The 20,725-nt window shown below is 28.7% G+C and carries 11 protein-coding genes; all 11 read left to right on the forward strand.

The window, feature by feature from the left end; translation table 11 throughout:
• Positions 1-11: 11 nt before the first annotated feature.
• The 11 genes from spoIIP (at position 12) to IC214_RS11570 (ending at position 20,708) form a co-directional block, all read left to right on the forward strand.
• Entirely contained in the window at positions 12-1,019 is a 1,008-nt protein-coding gene (spoIIP, locus tag IC214_RS11520) for a stage II sporulation protein P (protein ID WP_227866675.1), read from the forward strand.
• A 29-nt stretch (positions 1,020-1,048) separates the two neighbouring features.
• Positions 1,049-1,312 carry a hypothetical protein gene (locus tag IC214_RS11525; RefSeq protein WP_227830755.1) on the forward strand — a complete coding sequence of 88 codons (264 nt, stop codon included), beginning with the start codon at positions 1,049-1,051 and terminating at the stop codon, positions 1,310-1,312.
• A 282-nt stretch (positions 1,313-1,594) separates the two neighbouring features.
• On the forward strand, positions 1,595-3,400 hold the full coding sequence (gene lepA, locus IC214_RS11530) for a translation elongation factor 4 (RefSeq protein ID WP_227482848.1): 1,806 nt from the start codon (positions 1,595-1,597) through the stop codon (positions 3,398-3,400).
• Positions 3,401-3,561: 161 nt separating this feature from the next.
• Positions 3,562-4,899 (forward strand): CCA tRNA nucleotidyltransferase, encoded by a 1,338-nt coding sequence (locus tag IC214_RS11535; RefSeq protein WP_227866676.1) that lies wholly within the window; start codon positions 3,562-3,564, stop codon positions 4,897-4,899.
• A 237-nt stretch (positions 4,900-5,136) separates the two neighbouring features.
• The gene (locus IC214_RS11540; RefSeq protein WP_227432569.1) at positions 5,137-6,450 is read left to right on the forward strand and encodes an APC family permease; all 1,314 of its coding nucleotides are present in this window, start codon (positions 5,137-5,139) and stop codon (positions 6,448-6,450) included.
• Between the two features lie 173 nt (positions 6,451-6,623).
• Complete coding sequence (gene hemW, locus IC214_RS11545; RefSeq protein WP_227432570.1) at positions 6,624-7,799, forward strand: radical SAM family heme chaperone HemW; 1,176 nt, start codon at positions 6,624-6,626, stop codon at positions 7,797-7,799.
• A 102-nt stretch (positions 7,800-7,901) separates the two neighbouring features.
• A complete protein-coding gene (gene hrcA, locus IC214_RS11550; RefSeq protein ID WP_227432571.1) occupies positions 7,902-8,921 on the forward strand; it encodes a heat-inducible transcriptional repressor HrcA in 1,020 nt (339 codons plus the stop codon).
• 29 nt (positions 8,922-8,950) lie between these two features.
• Positions 8,951-9,571 carry a nucleotide exchange factor GrpE gene (gene grpE / locus IC214_RS11555; protein WP_227866677.1) on the forward strand — a complete coding sequence of 207 codons (621 nt, stop codon included), beginning with the start codon at positions 8,951-8,953 and terminating at the stop codon, positions 9,569-9,571.
• Between the two features lie 93 nt (positions 9,572-9,664).
• On the forward strand, positions 9,665-11,512 hold the full coding sequence (dnaK, locus tag IC214_RS11560) for a molecular chaperone DnaK (protein ID WP_227432573.1): 1,848 nt from the start codon (positions 9,665-9,667) through the stop codon (positions 11,510-11,512).
• A 208-nt stretch (positions 11,513-11,720) separates the two neighbouring features.
• Positions 11,721-12,875 carry a molecular chaperone DnaJ gene (dnaJ, locus tag IC214_RS11565; protein WP_227824183.1) on the forward strand — a complete coding sequence of 385 codons (1,155 nt, stop codon included), beginning with the start codon at positions 11,721-11,723 and terminating at the stop codon, positions 12,873-12,875.
• 399 nt (positions 12,876-13,274) lie between these two features.
• Positions 13,275-20,708: a SpvB/TcaC N-terminal domain-containing protein gene (locus tag IC214_RS11570; RefSeq protein ID WP_227866678.1), complete on the forward strand. Its 7,434-nt coding sequence runs from the start codon at positions 13,275-13,277 to the stop codon at positions 20,706-20,708.
• The last annotated feature ends 17 nt before the right edge of the window (positions 20,709-20,725 follow it).

Genomic DNA, 20,725 nt, shown 5'->3' on the forward strand with positions numbered 1-20,725 from the left:
GAGGAGCAAATATGTTTAAAAAATGCATTAAAGTAGTAACCTTGACTTTTATATTAGCATGCATTTTACCAGGAAAATCATTGGCTTTAAATCAAGATGACTTTTTAAAGTTTTTAGTAAATTCATCTTATCCAGAAGCTAAAGTCGAAGGAAATAATACAGAAAATAAAAAGAGTGATAAAAATAAAGAAGCAAGTAAAGAAAGTAAAAATGAAAATAAAAAATCTGAGGATGTAAGTAAAGCCGACAATAAGAAAGAAAGCGAAAAAGAATATATAAAACTTTATGTTGGTAAAGAAAATGTTCCAGATATTGAGTCAAAAAACTCAGATACAACTGAAACTAGTACTGCGTCTAGTGCAGGGTATAAAGATGACTTAAGAGTGACTAAAGAAAATCCAAGAATTTTGATATATCATACTCATGGGTGTGAAACTTATTCAAACTCACCTGATGGAAATTATCATTCAAGAGATAAGAAAAATTCAGTAATGGAAGTAGGAAATGCATTAACTAGTGCTTTAGACAGTAAGGGATGGGGTGTAGTCCATACTACTAAATACCATGACTATCCATCTTATAATAACTCTTATGCAAGTAGTTTAAAAACAATAAAAAGTATACTCCCTAAATATAATACAGTGGACATAGCAATAGATTTACATAGGGATGCTAGGGATTTAACTAATCCAGCCACTAAAGAAAAAGACCATTTGAAATATACAACTATGATAAATGGAGAGAGAGTATCTAAATTCTTCTTTGTTGTAGGAGGAAAAAATGAAAATAAAGCACAACTTAGAGCTTTAGCAGATGATATAACTGCTTTTGCTGAAAAGAAATATCCAGGCTTGGTGTCTCCAATAGTAGAAAAAGACTATGCTAGATTTAATCAATTTGCAGTTAAAAATCACATGTTAATAGAAATTGGAAATAATGCAACGAGTATAGAAGAATCTAAGGCTACTACAAAGTATCTTGCTGAAATTTTAGATGAATATTTTAAACAAAAAAATTAGATTGTTTAGTGTAATTAGGAGCATGTTGAATGAGCCGATTAGAAAGAAATATAGAAGGTAAAAGTAAACAAAGAAAATATAAGTATATTATGAGAATTATATTTTTAGTTATTATGATTATAGGTACATCCATTTGTGTATTTATAGTTGATAGTAATGCTAAAAGTATGTTGGGAATAAAACAACATAATTATTTCTCAAGTATTAAATTTGATATTACAAAGTTTGATATACCAAAGATTGACATACCAGATTTTGATATACACAAAATCGTTGAAAAATTTAATAAGTAGGAAATAAGTGAATAAGGTTTATTGATTAAAATAAGCCTTATTTTAGTTATGTATTTTTAATTGTATAAAATAAAAACACATTAACTATATTTTATAGGATTTACTTTAAGTTTATGATATTATATAATATTTAGTGTTAGACTTGATAATCCACATATAATGTGGATAATTTTGTTTAATGCCAATTAGTTTATATTCAAAAATTTAAAATTTGATATATAAAAAGTTTTTATATAATATAAAATGATAACTATAAGAATAATCAAGAGGAGGGAATTTAAGGTGGACAATAAACAAAGTAGAACTAGAAATTTTAGTATAATTGCACATATAGACCATGGAAAGTCTACCTTAGCTGATAGATTAATACAACAAACGGGGCTTGTCAGTGAAAGAGACATGAAGAGTCAATTACTTGATAACATGGATCTTGAAAGAGAAAGAGGAATCACTATAAAGCTTCAAAATATAAGATTAATGTATAAGGCGAAGGATGGAAATGAATATTATTTAAATCTTATAGATACACCAGGACATGTAGACTTCAATTACGAGGTATCAAGAAGTTTAGTAGCATGTGAGGGAGCATTATTGGTAGTCGATGCAGCACAAGGTGTTGAGGCACAGACTTTAGCTAATGTGTATCTTGCAATAGACCAAGATTTAGAAATATTACCAATAATAAATAAAATAGATTTACCAAGTGCAAGACCAGATGAAGTAAAACATGAAATTGAAGATATAATAGGGCTTGATGCAAGTGAAGCACCTCTTATTTCAGCTAAAACAGGTTTAAATATAGAAGATGTTTTAGAAGATATTGTAAAAAATGTCCCTGCACCTAAAGGAGATAATGAAGCACCATTAAAGGCGTTAATATTTGACTCTTATTACGATGCTTATAAAGGTGTTGTAGCCTATGTTAGAGTGTTTGAAGGAACTGTTAAAAAAGGTATGACAATAAAAATGATGAATACTAAGAAAAAGTTTGAAGTAACTGAAGTTGGTGTTATGGCTCCAGGGCAAACTGAACTTAGTGAATTATCAGCAGGTGATGTTGGTTATATTGCTGCTAGTATAAAAGACATAAGAAGCTGTCGTGTAGGGGATACAATAACAGATTCAAATAATCCTACAGAAGAACCTTTACCAGGATATAAAAAAGCTACTCCAATGGTATATTGTGGTATATATCCAGGAGAAGGTGAAAAATATGAAAATGTAAGAGATGCTCTTGAAAAATTACAAGTAAATGATGCTGCCCTTGAATATGAGGCTGAAACTTCAGCAGCACTAGGGTTTGGGTTTAGATGTGGATTTTTAGGTCTTTTACATATGGAAATAATGCAAGAAAGACTTGAGAGAGAATTTAATCTTGATATAATAACTACAGCACCATCTGTTATATACAGAGTTACAAAAACTGATGGAGAAGTTGTAATGATACAAAATCCTGCAAATTTGCCAGAAGTAGCTGAGATAAGAATGATAGAAGAACCTATAGTAAAAGGTGATATAATAGTTCCTAAAGATTATGTAGGTGTTGTTATGGAACTTTGCCAGGAAAGACGTGGAAATATGTTAAACATGGAATATATAGATGAGAGAAGAGTAATGCTTCATTACGACCTTCCTCTTAATGAAGTTGTTTATGATTTCTTTGATGCCTTAAAATCAAGAACTAGAGGATATGGTTCTCTTGATTATGAGATTAAGGGATATGTTGCATCTACTCTTGTAAAACTTGATGTTTTAATTAATAAAGAGCAAGTTGATGCACTTAGTTTTATTGTACATGAAACTCGTGCTTTCCCTAGAGGAAAGGCAATGTGTGAGAAATTAAAAGGAGAAATTCCAAGACATCAATTTGCTATACCTATACAAGCTGCTGTTGGTAATAAGGTTATTGCAAGAGAGACAATAAGTGCTTTAAGAAAAGATGTACTTGCTAAATGTTATGGTGGAGATATATCTCGTAAGAAGAAACTTCTTGAAAAACAAAAAGAAGGTAAGAAGCGTATGAGACAAATTGGCTCTGTTGAAGTTCCTCAAAAAGCATTTATGTCTGTACTTAAGTTGGATGAATAATTTATTAAATTTTTATAAATTTAGATAAATATACTTAAAAGCTAGAGTGATTTTAGAATTATTTCTAAATTAATCTAGTTTTTTTGTGGTATATTTTAATTAAACACATAGAGAATATAAGTAAGAGTATATTAAAGAAAAAATAAAAAAAGGTGATATTTATGACTAATATAGAAATTCCTAAAAAAGTGGATTATATAATTAAAGAATTAGAAAAGAATGGTTATGAGGCATATGTAGTTGGAGGATGTGTGAGGGATTGTTTATTAGAAAAAATTCCAAATGACTGGGATATAACAACTAGTGCAAGACCTGAAAAAGTGGTAGAGATATTTGAAAGGACTATTCCAACTGGTATACAACATGGTACTGTAACAGTCATGATTGAACATGAGCTATTTGAAGTGACAACATATAGAATAGATGGAAGTTATAGTGATGGTAGACATCCAGATTCAATAGAATTTACAAATGATATAGTTAAGGATTTGTCAAGAAGAGATTTTACTGTTAATGCAATTGCATACAATTCAAAGACTGGATTAGTTGACCCATTTAATGGTTGTGAGGATATACAAAATAAGTGTATTCGTTGCGTTGGAAATCCAGTAGATAGATTTGAAGAAGATGCACTTAGAATGCTTAGAGCGATTAGATTTTCTGCACAGCTTAATTTTAAAATAGCTGAAGATACTAAACAAAGTATCTACAGAAACGCAGATTTAATAAAATGTGTGTCTATGGAAAGAATTCAAGTAGAATTCAATAAAATGCTAATATCTGATTCATCTAAGTTAAATTTATTAATTTCAACAGGATTATTAAAATTTATAATTCCTGAAATATGTGACTTAGAAGATGTTATTCAAAATAATCCATATCATATTTATAATGTTGGAAAACATACATTGATAGCTACTGAAGTAATTGAAGATGAATTATATCTAAAGCTTACAATGTTATTTCATGATTTGGGTAAAAAAATTACTAAAACGACAGATAAAAATGGAATTGACCATTTTTATAGTCACAGTAGGGAGTCTGTCAAAATAGCAAAGCAAATTTTGAAGAGACTTAAGTATGATAATTATACTATTAATAAAGTTTTAATATTAATACAATATCATGATTATAGAATAGAACCAAAAAGAAAAATTATTAAAAAGTTATTAAATAAACTTGGAGATGTTGAACTATTTGAAGATTTAATAAAGGTTAATTGGGCTGACACACTTGCTAAAAACCCAAAATATGCAAAACAGAAAATATTAAACCTTATTGAGAGTGAAAAGGAATTTAAACATATAATAAGTCAAAATGAATGCTTTCATATTAAAGACTTAGCTATTAATGGAAACGATTTAATGTCTATAGGTGTTAAACCAGGTAAAGATATAGGGTATCTATTAAATAAGATGCTTGAAATTGTTATCAATAATCCAGAACTAAATGAAAAAGAAATTTTAAAAGGAAAAGTATTAGATATATACACATTTTAAGTTAAAAGATTAAACTTTAATTTAATTAATTTAAGATAGTAAATATAATTTACATTAAAAAAATAGACAGTCTTTATAAGGTTGAAATTATGAAGGTTGGTATTCTATAATTTTAAATGTATAGCAAATTAATATAAAGTTAGTAAGTTAATATAAAAAAAAACTTTGGGAATACTAAAACCATAAATTTATAAAATTAATATTTTATGCACTTATAAAACAGTAAGGAGGGACATCATGCGTACTCAACTACAAAAGACGATTGGTCTTTCAGCAGCTCTTTCTACTGTTGTAGGTATGGTTATAGGTTCAGGAGTTTTTTTTAAGCCACAGGCAATATATACCACAACTAATGGAGCTCCAGGACTAGGTATTATAGCATGGCTTTTAGGTGGATTTATAACAATAACAGCTGGACTTACAGCTACAGAAATATCAGCTGCTATCCCAAAAACTGGTGGTATGATGATTTATATTGAAGAAATATATGGAGAAAAATTAGGATTTTTAACTGGATGGATGCAAACTGTATTATTTTTTCCAGGTACGTCAGCAGCATTAGGGGTAATATTTGCTCAACAAGCATCTGAACTTTTAAATATGAGTCCAAACAATATGTCAGTTGTGCTTCCAATAGCAATTGGAGTAATACTGTTTTTATCATTACTTAATATAATAGGTTCATCATTGGGAGGAAAAGTTCAGACAGTAGCTACTATTGGAAAAATGATACCATTAGCTCTAATAATAATATTTGGATTTATTAAAGGCCAAAGTAGTGAGATATTAAATCCATTTGTAGGTGATGGAGTTAGTGTATCAAGCGCACTTGGACAAGTATTAATAGCAACGTTGTTTGCATATGATGGATGGATAAATGTCGGTGCTATCTCAGGAGAGATGAAATCTCCAGAAAAAGATTTACCAAGAGCAATAGTTGGTGGGCTATCATTAGTTATGGCAATATATATTATAATAAATGTAGCATATCTTTGGGTTGTGCCAGCAAGTGAATTAGCAACTGTTACTTCACCAGCAACATTAGTTGCAAAAAAATTATTTGGAAATTTAGGTGGAAAAGTAATAACTGTGGGTATATTAATATCAGTGTTTGGTACATTAAATGGATATTTATTAACAGGGTCAAGAATACCATATACATTAGCTGAAAAAGGAACTTTGCCTGCTTCTAAGGTTTTATTAAAAGTAAATTCTGGTGGGTCTCCTGTAAATTCAATACTGCTCATAACTGTATTAGCATGTATATATGCTTTATCTGGTCAATTTAATCTTTTGACAGATTTAACTATATTTTCAATATGGGTATTTTACGTATTGACTTTTGTTGGAGTTATAAGGCTTAGAAGAGAACAACCAGATTTACACAGACCGTATAAAGTTCCTTTATATCCAATAATACCAATTATAGCTATATTAGGTGGATTATTTGTAATAATAAATCAAATACTGACTTCAACAGCAGTATCTTTAGGTGGTATATTTATAACCCTACTTGGATTACCAGTTTATTATTATATGAAGAAAAAATAGTCATTTATTTTAAGTTGAAAAATTTGGATAAAAGTAAAAATCTACTTTTATCCAAATTTTTTATGATATTACATAGTGAAGATGCTTTATATGTTATTTGATGAGTTATTTTGTTTGATTTATAATTTAATAACTGATGCTTTAAGATAATTTTAAGAAATGAGGAATATAAAATGTTAGGACTTTATATACATATCCCATTTTGTGTGAAAAAATGTAAGTATTGTGATTTTAATTCTTATAAAATGGACCTAGATTCAAAAAAAAGATATATAGAAGATTTGAAAATAGAAATGGAGTTATACAGTAATAAATTAAATAGAGATGATAAATACAAAAATAAAGAAGATTTCAATATAGACAAAAACGATATAATAACAAGTATATTTATAGGTGGAGGAACACCTAGTATTTTGACATCTGAAGAAATAAGAGAAGTATTTGTAAGTGTAAAAGAAAAATTCAATATAGACAAAAACGCAGAAATAACCATAGAATGCAATCCTGGCACACTGACACTAGAAAAATTAGAAACTATGAAAGAAGTTGGTATCAATAGACTTAGCATAGGGTTACAAGCTGTCCAAGAAAAGCATTTGAACTTTATAGGAAGAATACATAGTTATAAAGAATTTGAGAAAAACTATATGGACGCATTGAGTGTAGGATTTAAAAATATTAACATAGACTTAATGTATAGTCTTCCCAATCAAACACTATGTGATTGGAAGGAAACTCTTGAAAAAGTTACAGATTTAAATCCAGCACATATATCAGCATATTCTCTTATATTAGAAGAAGGTACTGAACTGTATAATATGTATGAAAATAATCAATTTGACCTTATAGATGAAAATATAGATATAGAAATGTATGAGTATACAATAAACTATTTAAAATCAAAAGGATACAATCAATATGAAATATCAAATTACTCACAAGAAGGCTATAATTGTAAACATAATATTTTATATTGGGAATGTGAACACTATATAGGTCTTGGAGCAGGAGCTTCTGGTTATATTGATAATAATAGATATAATAATTTAGAATCTTTAGAGGATTATCATTTAAGTCTGATTAAAGGAGAGAAGCCAATACAAGATAGTGAAAATCTTTCTATAAAAGATATGATAGAAGAAAAGATATTTATGGGCCTTAGAATGAATAAGGGAATAAAATTTAAAGATTTTGAAAAAAATTTTGGAATAGATTTTAGAAAAAAATACAGTAAGCAGATAGAAATGTTACTAGCTAGAGACCTTATAAACCAAAGCTTTGAGGGAATACAATTAACTCAAAAGGGAAGAGAAATATCTAATAGTATATTTATAGAATTTATGGAATGATTTTTAGGGTGTTGACAAAATAAATTTATAATGGTATATAATATATATAATCTTTTTAGCACTCGAACTTAGTGAGTGCTAACAGCTAGGAGGTATAATAATATGGAATTAAATGAAAGAAAATTAAATATCCTCAAAGCTATAGTTAAAGATTATATAGAAACAGCTGAAGCTATAGGTTCTAGAACAATATCTAAAAGGCATGATTTAGGTGTTAGTGCTGCCACCATAAGAAATGAAATGGCTGACCTTGAAGAATTAGGATATTTAATTCAGCCACATACTTCTGCGGGTAGAGTTCCATCTGAAAAAGGCTATAAGTTATATGTAAACTCTCTTATGAGTAAAAGTGAATTAGATGATAATGATAAGATTCTTATTGAACAATGTATGAATCATAACATAAATCATATAAAAGAATTAATTCATGAAACGTCTAAGCTATTATCTCAATTAACTAACTACACAACTGTAGCAGTTACTAAGAGTTTAATAAATCAAAGCGTCATAAAGCATATACAGTTAGTTGCTATGCATGACAATAATATTTTACTTATAGTTGTAACAGATAAAGGGGACTTAAAAAAAGCTAACCTTACAACTAATGTATATTTAGATCAATCTAAGTTAAATTTGATTTCTGATAATCTTACAAAGAAGCTCTTAGGAAAAAGTATAACAGATTTAGATGATAATCTGATTGCTTTTATTAAATATGAAATAAGTGAGTACTCAGGGTTTATAGATGAACTTTTAAATGCCCTAAACTCAAATATGGAAGAAGAAGATTTTTCTCTATCATTAAATGGAGCCACTAATATATTTAGTTATCCAGAATTCAATGATGTGTTAAAAGCAAAGTCATTTTTAAATATGTTAGAAAGAAAGGAAACAATAGCTGACATAATTAAATCAAAGGGAATACAAAAAGAAAATCTAAATATAATAATTGGTAGTGATAATGATTGTAAATTGGCACAGGATTGTAGTATAGTTACAGCAACTTATAATGTAGACAGAGACTTAGTTGGGCGAATAAGCTTCATAGGACCTACAAGAATGGATTACGCTAGAATTTACTCTATAATAAATTATATGAGTTTATTAATTAATAGAAAGTAAAGAAATTTTAAATTGAGGGGTGTAAAGTCTTGGATAAAAAAAATGAGCAACAAGAAGTAAAAGAAGTAAATGATACTTCTATTAACCAAGAATCTGAAACTCAAGTAGAGTTAGAAGATGAAGTTGTTAATGAAGAATGTGAAGAGTCAAGCGAAAAAACTGATGAAGAAAAAGCTGATGATGAAAATGTAACAGATATAAATTCTAAATTAGCAGAAAAAAAATTAAAAGATGAAGTAGATGAATTAAATGACAAATATCAAAGACTTCAAGCCGAATATGCAAACTATAGAAGAAGAACTCAACAAGAAAAAGAAACAATTGGTGTGTTTGCAAATGAGAAAATAATAACTGAGTTAATACCAGTTATAGATAGTATGGAAAGAGCCTTAGATGCATGTGAAGATAAGGAAGATACTATGTATAAGGGTATAAGCCTTGTACATAAACAATTAATAGATACTCTAGTAAAATTTGGAGTAGAAGAAATAGAAGCAGAATCTAAGGAATTTGACCCAAACTTACATCTAGCAGTTATGCAAGAGAGTGTAGATGGAGTAGAAGCAAATCAAATAGTGATGGTACTTCAAAAAGGATATAAGCTAGGAACTAAAGTTATAAGACCTTCAATGGTTAAAGTTTCTTGCTAAGTATATAAATTAAGGTTAAAATATTTAGCCTAATATAAAATACACAAATAAGTAAAATTTAATTATACAATTACTCAAGGAGGATTTTTAGTCATGGGAAAAATAATAGGAATAGATTTAGGAACAACAAATTCATGTGTTGCAGTATTAGAAGGTGGAGAAGCACAAATAATAGCAAATAATGAAGGTATGAGAACTACTCCATCAGTAGTGGCATTTACAAAAGATGGTGAAAGAATAGTTGGAGAACCTGCAAAAAGACAAGCAGTTACAAATGCAGATAAAACAATAACTTCAATAAAAACTCACATGGGAACTGATTACAAAGTGAATATAGATGGAAAATCATATACTCCACAAGAAATATCAGCAATAATATTACAAAAATTAAAATCAGATGCAGAAAGTTACTTAGGACAAACAGTAACAGAAGCAGTTATAACAGTTCCAGCGTACTTTACAGATGCTCAAAGACAAGCTACTAAAGATGCTGGTAGAATAGCAGGGCTAGATGTTAAGAGAATAATAAACGAGCCAACAGCAGCAGCTCTTGCTTATGGTATGGATAAATTAGACCAAGAAAAGAAAATATTAGTATTTGACTTAGGTGGAGGAACTTTTGACGTATCTATACTTGAAATAGGTGATGGTACTTTTGAAGTTTTAGCTACAGCTGGTAACAATAGATTAGGTGGAGATGACTTCGACCAAATAGTAATAGACTATTTAGCAGATGAATTCAAAAAAGCTGAAGGTGTAGATTTAAGAAATGATAAAATGGCTCTTCAAAGATTGAAAGAAGCAGCAGAAAAGGCTAAGAAAGAATTATCATCAACAATGAATTCAAACATAAACTTACCTTTCATAACTGCTACAGCAGAAGGTCCAAAGCATTTAAATATAGATTTATCAAGAGCTAAATTTGAAGAATTAACTAGAGGTTTAGTTGAAAAAACTATGGAACCAACTAAGAGAGCTTTACAAGATGCAGGACTTTCTACAAGTGAAATAGATGATGTATTACTAGTTGGTGGTTCTACAAGAATACCAGCAGTTCAAGATGCTGTTAAGAAATTTATAGGAAAAGATCCTCATAAAGGTATAAACCCAGATGAATGTGTTGCAGCAGGAGCTTCTATACAAGCAGGAGTTTTAGCAGGAGATGTTAAAGACTTATTATTACTAGACGTTACTCCATTATCTCTTGGTATAGAAACTATGGGTAATGTAATGACTAAGATAATAGAAAGAAACACTACAATACCAACTAAGAAATCTCAAGTATTCTCAACTGCTGCTGATAACCAAACAGCTGTTGATATACATGTACTTCAAGGTGAAAGAAGTATGGCTTATGACAATACAACTTTAGGAAGATTCCAATTAACTGATATACCACCAGCACAAAGGGGAATACCTCAAATAGAAGTTACATTTGATATAGATGCAAATGGTATAGTTAATGTTTCAGCTAAAGATTTAGGTACAGGAAAAGAACAAAAAATAACTATAACATCAAATACTAATTTATCAGAAGCAGATATAGAACAAAAAATAAAAGAAGCTGAGATGAATGCTGAAGCTGACAAACAGAAAAAAGAGAAAATAGAAGCATTTAACCAAGCTGAATCTACTATATATCAAACTGAAAAAACTTTAAATGAACTTGGAGATAAAATAAGTGCAAGTGATAAAGAAGATATAGAAAAAGCAATAGCAGACTTAAAAGTTGTAAAAGATAATCAAGATGCTACAGCAGAAGAACTTAAGAAAGCTACAGAAGAAGTAATGACTAAGTTCCAAAAAGTATCTCAAGAAATGTACCAAAAGGCAGCTCAAGAACAACAAGCAGCACAAGGTGCAGAGCAAGCTCAAGATAATGGACCTAAAGATGACAATGTAGTAGATGCTGACTTTAAAGAAGTAGATGAAGATAAATAAGCTATATAATATAACATCAAATGATAATTGAAGAATAGATTATTTATGAAAATCATATAGATATTAAAGATATATGGACAATATACATCATAAAGAATATAATATATCATAGATTATATAACTTAAAGTAGAATATAAGAATTAATGATAGCTTGTAGTTTATTATTCTACAAGCTATCGTTTTGTAAAATGAAGGTGGTGTCAATTTTTGAGTACAAAAAGGGATTATTATGAAGTCTTAGGTATCAGTAAAGGTGCAGAAGCTCAAGAGATAAAAAAAGCTTACAGAAAGTTAGCAATGAAGTACCATCCAGATAGAAACCCTGGTGATGAAGAGGCTGAAGAAAAGTTTAAAGAAATAAATGAAGCTTATGAAGTACTTTCAGATGATACAAAGAGAAAGACTTATGACCAATTTGGACATGATGGGCTAAATGGTCAAGGAGGCTTTGGAGGCCAAGGTGGATTTAATGGCCAAGGCTTTGGTGGATTTGAAGATATGTTTGGAGATATATTTGGTGACATGTTTGGAGGGGGCTTCGGAGGTGGAAGACAAAGAAGAAGAGGTCCACAACGTGGTGCAGATATAAGACAAAATGTTACTATATCTTTTGAAGAAGCTGCATTTGGTAAAAAAATGTCTATAAAGCTAAATAGAAGTGAAGAATGTGATGAGTGTGATGGAACTGGAGCAAAACCAGGAACATCAAAGAAAACTTGTTCAACTTGTAATGGAACTGGCCAAGTTAGAACTGTTCAAAGAACTCCATTTGGAAATATAGCAAGCTCAAGACCTTGTAGTACTTGTAATGGAACTGGAGAAGTAATTGAATCTCCTTGTAGCAAATGTAATGGAACTGGAAACACAAGAAAAGTTAAGACTATAGAAGTAGATATACCTGCAGGTATAGATGATGGTCAAATGATAAAACTTGCTGGTCAAGGTGAAGTGGGAGAAAAAGGTGCTCCAAGAGGAGACTTATACATTGTAGTTAATGTAAAATCTCATCCATTGTTTACTAGAGATGGAAATGATATTTACTTTGAGATGCCAATTACATTTGTTCAAGCAACTTTAGGTGATGAAATAGAAGTACCTACTTTGGATGGAAAAGTTAAGTATAGTGTGCCAGAAGGAACACAAACTGGAACTGTATTTAGACTTAAAGAAAAAGGAATTCCTAGAATTAGAGGTAATTCAAGAGGAGACCAATATGTCAAAGTTGTAGTCGAGATTCCTAAAAAATTAAATGATAAGCAAAAAGATCTGTTAAGAGAATTTGCGAAGGAGTGCGGGTCGAACGTCCACGAAAAGAAAAAAACATTCGGACAGAAAATAGAAGATATGTTTAAGAAAAAGTAGTTAAAATAGCCAATATAATGTAATCATATTCTTTAGAATCTAAATTATTTAGTTATAAGATTTTGAATTAATATAATATGATTTTTATATTGGCTATTTTTAATTTTGAGTATGTAAAATATGTATAAATAATTTCTTTATAATACTCACCATTATAATGTAGTTGATGACAAAAATACTTATGTTTTTTAACGTGAGCTTTGTGGCAGGTATTAACTATATAACTTTTTTTTATAAAATAATTGTTTTGACCAAATGTACATTTTAGACGACCAGTTACGCATAAATTGTTGAATATTCTTTTAAATATCTATATACTTTATAGTATAATTTATCAGAAAATTTAGAAAAAAGGATATAAAAAGAAAATCTAATGAAATTATAGGCGGTGTTAATCATATGGAAAGTAATAATAAAGGTGTGTTTAACAATGGAACAATTTCTATAGGTGAAGTATCTATGCCTAAAGGTGGTGGCGCAATAAAAGGTATGGGTGAGACTTTTAGTTCAAATCCATTTACAGGAGTTGGAAATTTTTCTATACCAATAAAAACTTCAAAAGGTCGAGGTTTTGAACCAGATATTTCTTTAAATTATAACTCTGGTGCTGGGAATGGTCCATTTGGATTAGGTTTTTCTATTTCATTGCCTTATATATCTAGAAATACGGAGAAGGGTGTGCCTACATATGAGGATATTTTGGATAAGTTTATATTATCTAATTCATCAGAACTTGTAAAAACATGTGATAATAGAAAACAAATGAAGAAATCAAAAAATTTAAATTCCTCATGGGAAGTGACTTCATATTTACCTAGAGTAGAAGGAGACTTTTCAAGAATAGAATATTGGAAGAGTAAAGAGAGTTCTTATTGGAAAATTACTACAAAAGATAACATTACATCAATCTATGGCAAGTCTTTAAATTCAAAAGTTGCAAATCCAAACAATGACAGTCAAATATTTATGTGGCTTATTGAAGAAAGTTTTGATTCAAAAGGAAATAAAATTGAGTATATTTATAAACAAGAAAATAATGAAAATATAATAGATAAATCTAATTATGTAGATAGAAGATTTGATTCATATAAATATATACATAAAATAAGATATGGGAACTATTTTGATAAACAAAAAAAAGAAAAATGGGCCTTTGAAGTGGTCTTTGATTATGGTGAATATGAATTAGAAGATACTTTATTAAAAACGAGTCAGTCGAATCCATATGTATATACAAATATGTGGAAAGTGAGAAAAGATTCTTTTTCGTCATATAGAAGTGGATTTGAAATAAGAATTTGTAGGCTTTGTAGAAATATATTAATGTTTCATAAATTTGAAAATGAACTTGGAGAGATACCATGCCTTGTAAATGTAACTAACTTAAAATATGAAGAAACACTGCAAATGTCTATGCTATCAGAAGTTCAACTGAAAGGATACAGAAGGAATAAAGATAATAGTTATTTTTTAAAATCTATGCCTCCAATAAAGTTAGGATATTCTAGTTTTAATCCAAATAATAAAAAATTCAATTTATTAAAAACAAAAGATGATTCTAATTTACAAGGATATTTACAAAAAACTGAGTTTAATTTTATAGATATTTATGGTGATGGTTTACCAGGAATTTTAATGAGCAATGAAGAGTCTACATTTTTTTGGAGAGCAGAAGGAGATGGAAAATATGGATTTTTAGAAAAACCAATTAAGTTTCCTATTGAAAAAGATTTAACTTCCTCTAATTATTTTTTAATGAGTCTTGAAGGTAATGGCAAATTGAACTTTATTGTTTCAAAAACAGAAAGAGCAGGATTTTATGAGTGTGAAAGTAATGGAGATTGGAAACAATATATGGATTTTGAATATTTTCCTATGGAATTTACAAGAAGCAGTAGAAAAGAAATGGTTGATATAAATGGAAGAGGACTAATAGATATTGCTATATTTGGAGATGATTACCTAAATGTGTATTCATCTATTAAAAAAAGTGGTTTTAGTAGAGCAAATAGAATTGATTTTGGAAATAGAATAAGTTCAGGAGAATTTCCATATAAGAATAGTGAAAACATAAATGAATTTATTGGATTTGGTAATGTACTTGGAGACGGTCTTTATCATAGAATTAGAGTCCGAAATGGATGTTTTGAATGTTGGCCAAATTGTGGTCATGGTAATTTTGGAGAAAAAATATTGTTGAGAAATGCACCAAAGTTTGATGAAGATTTGGATATATCAAGAATTCATTTTGCAGATATTGATGGTTCGGGAACTATGGATATGTGTTATGTATATTTAGATAGAGTAGATATATATCTAAATTTAAGTGGCAATAGATTTAGTGATGCAATATCAATACCATTACCAGAGAATTACTCAAAGTTTGACCAAATAAACTTTGAAGATGTAAATGGAAATGGAGCTTCTTGTATGATATTTACAAAGGTAGGAGAAATAATAAAGCACTATGTTTATGATTTTACAAATAACTCAAAGCCATATTTATTAACTAATATAGATAATTCTTTAGGTATGTTGACAAATATAACTTATTCTAGTTCTGTAAAGTTTTATCTTGAAGATAGGGCTTTAGGTAAAGAATGGCAGACAAAGTTACCATTTCCACTACATGTAGTGGAAAAGATAGAGTTTATTGATGAGATTTCAGAATCTAAATTTACAGAATATTACAAATATCATTCTGGTTATTATGATTATGTGGAACGAAAGTTTAGAGGATTTGGGTTTGTTGAAAATTGGAACTCAGAAAAGATTAATTCAAGTCTAGAAAATCCACTCATAGTACCTACTACTTATATAAAAAAATGGTATCATACAGGGTGTTGTGATCAATTAGAAAATATATCTAAACTTAATGAAGAAGACTTTTTTTCTGAAGATTTGGATGCCTATGTACTACCAGATATTATATTAGATAGTTCTATTAACAAAAAAGATTCAGAAGAACTGAGAGAGGCATATATCTCTTTAGCTGGAAAAATTTTGCGTGAAGAAACTTATGGATTAGATAGTGATATAGAAATTTCAGATATACCATATACTGTGTCTGAAACTAACTTTAAGATAGTAAAGCTTCAAGATAAAATAGAAAATAATTTTGGTGTGTTTTATTCTCATCCAACTGAGTGTATAACATACAATTATGAAAGATTAGTAAAAGACCCACGTATAGCACACAAATTTATATTAGATGTAGATAAGTTTGGTAATATAGAAAAATCTTGTGAAGTATATTACCCAAGAAGGTTTAAAATAATAAACCAAAATAGTGTTTATAGTAAACAATACAACCTTAATATAACAGCAGAATGTACAAAATTTATAAATGAAACTGAAGATTTTAATTTAATTGGAATTGCATATGAACATAGTTTATTTGAGATAGGAGAAGTATCATTAAATGGAAAAATCTATTTTTCATATGATGAAATCAAAACAATAACAAATGAATCTTTTTGTAATGTAGTAAATTACAATGAAAGTTTCAAAAAAGGAAGAGTACAAGCTAGATGTATTTCTTGTGATAGAAAATATTTTTGGAATGAGCATCAGGATAATTTACTGGATTTAGGAAAGATAACTGATAAAGCGTTACTTCATCATCAGGAATTTGCTGTTATGCCAGAAACTTTAGTAAATGATATATTTGCGGATAGGATAAATGATAATATATTAGTTCAAGATTGTGGTTATATCAAAAAAGAAAATTATTGGTGGAATAGAGGGCTTGTTCAAAGTTATTTTACTAGAGAAGAAAATGGATTTTTTATGCCTATATCAAATGAAAATTTATTTATAGAAAAAGATTCAAAATTATATTGTAAAAAATATATTGAGTATGATGAATATAGATTATTTCCAATTAAAATAGGAGAATATTTGTCTGAGCAAATATCAAATGAATCAGAGTTTATAATTGACTATATAACTACTTTACCAAAACAATTGAAAGATATAAATGGTAATATATATCAAGTTATTTTTGATCCATTAGCAATGGTAATTGCAAAATCTAACTATGGTATTGTTGACGAAAGTTTTCAGGGAAACGGAGATTTAGATATATATAAATATTTAGAGAATGCTACGTTTAAAGAGGTTATAAAAAATAATCAAAAATATTTACAAATGGCATCTGAATTTTTCTTTTATGATTTGTGGGAATGGAGTGATAATAAAAAACCAGCTTGCTTTATTCAACTTGTAAGAGAGAATTATTTAAGTGAGATTCAAACTAAGGAAGAAGATAAGGTTCAAATTAATATAGGTTTTTCAGATGGTTTTGGTAGAAATATAGAACAAAAAACTAAAGTTGATTCAGGAAAAGCAATCTTATATAACAAAGGAAATCTTATATATAACAAGTTAGGAGAAGTATCAACTGGGTATGTGGATGAACGTTGGCAAGTGTCCGGAAGAGTAGTGTACAACAATAAGGGAAAACCTATAAAGCAGTTTAAGCCATATTTTTCATCAACTTCTGAATATGAACAACAAAAATATCTAGATAATATATTAACTGCATCAGAAGTTATTTATTATGATTCAATTCTTAGGGTTGTGAAGATTGAAAAAGCTAAAGGTATATCATCAAAATGTTCTATAGTAAAGAATGTATTTACTAAAGTTAAGTATTCTCCATGGGAGGAAATTCACTATGATGAAAATGACACATTAGTAGATTCAGATTATTTCAATGAATATATAAATAATTATCCTGAAAATCCTACTGTAGAACAAGAATATGAGAAAAAAGCACTTTTAAAAGCTAGTAAATTTTATAATACCCCTGAAAAAAAAGTATTTGATAATATGGGAAATCAATATCTATTTATAAGGGATAACCTAGGTGAAGTTTATAAGGATTCATTTAAAGAGATAGCTTGTAAAAGAGGTATAAGTGTAGATGATATATGGAATGAGCTTTTGGGTAAGGAATATATAAAACCAAGCAAGATTCAAGAAAACAAAATTTTAAGTGGATGGGTATCTGAAAAATTTCAACCATATAGTAGTAATTTTAAATTAGAGATAGATGAGAAATATGAAAGTTGCAGTAATGAGTTAATAGATTTTATGAAAAAGAGTTGTCTAACAACGTTTAATGATATAGATGTAACTGGTAAGATTAAGCGTAGTGTAGATGCAAGATTGTATTATTCAAACATTAGTGAAAAAACAGATTTTTGTAATTTTAAGTATTTTTATGATATGAAAGGTAATGAAATTTATGTAGAAAGTGCAGATGCAGGTATAAAGTTAAACCTATTAAATATGTATAATAAGCCTACACATTTATGGGACTTAAGAGGTTTTCATAAAAAAATATATTATGATAATCTACAAAGAATTAAAGAAATTTATGTTGATGGAAGATGTGAAAGTGGTCTAAACATAAATCAAACTGTAGAAAAGTATGTTTATGGAGAATTTTATAATCAAGATATTAAAAAGGTGAAAAGTAGGAACCTAATAGGCAAAATTTATAAACATTATGATAGTGCAGGTATAGCTATCTCAGATATTTATGATTTGAATGGTAAGGCTATTAGTGTTAGTAGACAGTTTGCTTCCGATTATAAGAATGAAATTAATTGGGATAAAATAAGTAGTGTTCAGCTTGAAGAAGATGTATTTCATACTAAATATAAGTATGATGCACTTGAAAGATTAAAAATAGAAATTACACCAGATTTAAGTATATATAAAGCCAAGTATAATCAATTAGGTCTATTAAATGGTGTAGATGTATTTTTATCTGAAGAAAACAAAGAATACAATTTTATAAAAGATATAGAGTACAATGCAAATAAGCAAAGAACTAAGATTTATATGAATAATGGTTTAATTACTCAGTATACTTACGATGATATAGATTATAGGTTGAGAGGAATTAAGTCTATAAGGACAATAAATAAAAATGAGGCAGATAAAGGTAATGAGATGAGCACATTTCAAGAGTTAAAATATATATTTGACCCATGTGGAAATGTTATGACTATAATAGATAGTTCTTTGGAAGCAATATTAAAAAGCAAAAAACAAATAAGTCCTGTAATGGAGTACACATACGATGCTATGTATCAATTAATTAATGCAACTGGGAGGAAACATTCAGGTGTTATTGCAGATAAATCAGGTTGTGGCTTTGGAAATTCAAAATACATTAAACTAGGAACATTACATATAAATGATAGTGAAAAAATTGAAAATTATAGAGAGATGTACGGATATGATGATTCAGAAAATTTAGTATCTATAAAGCATATATCAGATAGTTTAACATGGATTAAATCTATTGATATTGATAAAAAATCAAATCATTCTCGTGGCATCAAGTATGGAAATAAAGATGAATTATATTATGAAACTAATTTTGATGAAAATGGTAATATGAGAAACTTAGAAACTATTTCTCAAATTTGCTGGAATTACAAAAATAATATATCTCATGTAGATACTTTAACTAGAGAAGATGAAATATGTGATAGTGATTATTATATATATGATGCAAATGGTCAACGTGTAAGAAAAGTTAGTGAAAGAAAGATAAATACAAATATTTTTGAGATAGAAGAAAAATTTTATATTGGTAATTTTGAAATTAAAAAGATAAAGAGGATAAATAATAAAAATGAAACTATAATTTTAAGTAGAAAATCTATAAAGGTAATGGATGATAAGAAATGTATATCAATGATCTATTTCTGGAATATTGATGAAAGACAACGAGAGACTAAAAATACTAATAAGTACTTTTTTAAATATCAGTTAGATAATAGTAATGGCTCATATTGTGTAGAGATAAATGAAAATGCAGAACTAATAACTTATGAGGAATACTATCCATATGGTGGAACAGCTCTGATTTTAGGAGAAGATGATAGAGAAGTTAATCTAAAGGAATACAGGTATTCAGCAAAAGAGAGAGATTTATCGACAGGACTATATTATTATGGGGAAAGGTATTATGCGTCTCATATTGGGAGATGGGTTTCAGCTGACCCTGCTGGTAAAGTGAATGGTTTAAATTTATACACATTTACTATAAATAATCCTATTAGATATAGTGATGATTTTGGAATGGATATAGGTGATAATTTTACCTTTGAAAGAGATGATTTACTTTACGGATTGCATGAATCAAGGTCTAAAGATATTTATATGAATGAAGTTAGAGCAGCTAATGGACGTAGCCGTTTAGGTGTAGGACCCATAGTAGTGGACAATATGAATAACTTGTTTTTGGGAGTGCAAAGAGGTGAGACTTATGGTCAAGGTAAAGTAGCAATTAATGGGATGACTATAAGAACTCCTATTGTATCTAGATTTATGGCTTTTCTAGAGCATAATTTTTTAGGAAGTAAATTACCTAGAGATAGTAGCCCTTCTTCAATAAAAAGAAGAATCATATCTGGGTGTAAAGCAGGAATGTTGTTTACTGTTGCATCAGGAAAAACTATAAGGTTTGTGTTAGATGGATTGAATATAAGAAGTATATGCTACAATACTCATGAAAAAAGAAGCTATACAGAAAGAGAGCTTAGATTTATATATAAACGACGTAATGATGCAAATTTTATGCAAAACATAAAATTTTATAAAGAAGGTAGAGAAGTTGAAGCTCCATGGATAAGTAATAGTAAGTGGTGGAACACTTGGTATGAAAGTAAAACTGTTAAAGGGTATGGAAAGATTTTAAGTACACTTGAAAAAGTAGGATATGTTGCCTCTGTAATATTAGCTCCATTATTTCTTAACTTTGTTGCTAGTAAGGTTGGTTATAAGTTAAAAAAAGTTTTAAGTGTATAATATAAATTTAGAAAGGA

It is taken from the genome of Clostridioides sp. ES-S-0190-01 (assembly GCF_020658275.1).
Classification (GTDB): Bacteria; Bacillota; Clostridia; order Peptostreptococcales; family Peptostreptococcaceae; genus Clostridioides.

Excerpts from the sequence above, each read along its gene's own strand:
- IC214_RS11570 (WP_227866678.1), top strand. The coding sequence starts at position 13,275 with ATGGAAAGTAATAATAAAGGTGTGTTTAACAATGGAACAATTTCTATA.
- IC214_RS11535 (WP_227866676.1), top strand. The coding sequence starts at position 3,562 with ATGACTAATATAGAAATTCCTAAAAAAGTGGATTATATAATTAAAGAA.
- hrcA (WP_227432571.1), top strand. The coding sequence starts at position 7,902 with ATGGAATTAAATGAAAGAAAATTAAATATCCTCAAAGCTATAGTTAAA.
- spoIIP (WP_227866675.1), top strand. The coding sequence starts at position 12 with ATGTTTAAAAAATGCATTAAAGTAGTAACCTTGACTTTTATATTAGCA.
- IC214_RS11540 (WP_227432569.1), top strand. The coding sequence starts at position 5,137 with ATGCGTACTCAACTACAAAAGACGATTGGTCTTTCAGCAGCTCTTTCT.
- IC214_RS11525 (WP_227830755.1), top strand. The coding sequence starts at position 1,049 with ATGAGCCGATTAGAAAGAAATATAGAAGGTAAAAGTAAACAAAGAAAA.
- dnaK (WP_227432573.1), top strand. The coding sequence starts at position 9,665 with ATGGGAAAAATAATAGGAATAGATTTAGGAACAACAAATTCATGTGTT.
- hemW (WP_227432570.1), top strand. The coding sequence starts at position 6,624 with ATGTTAGGACTTTATATACATATCCCATTTTGTGTGAAAAAATGTAAG.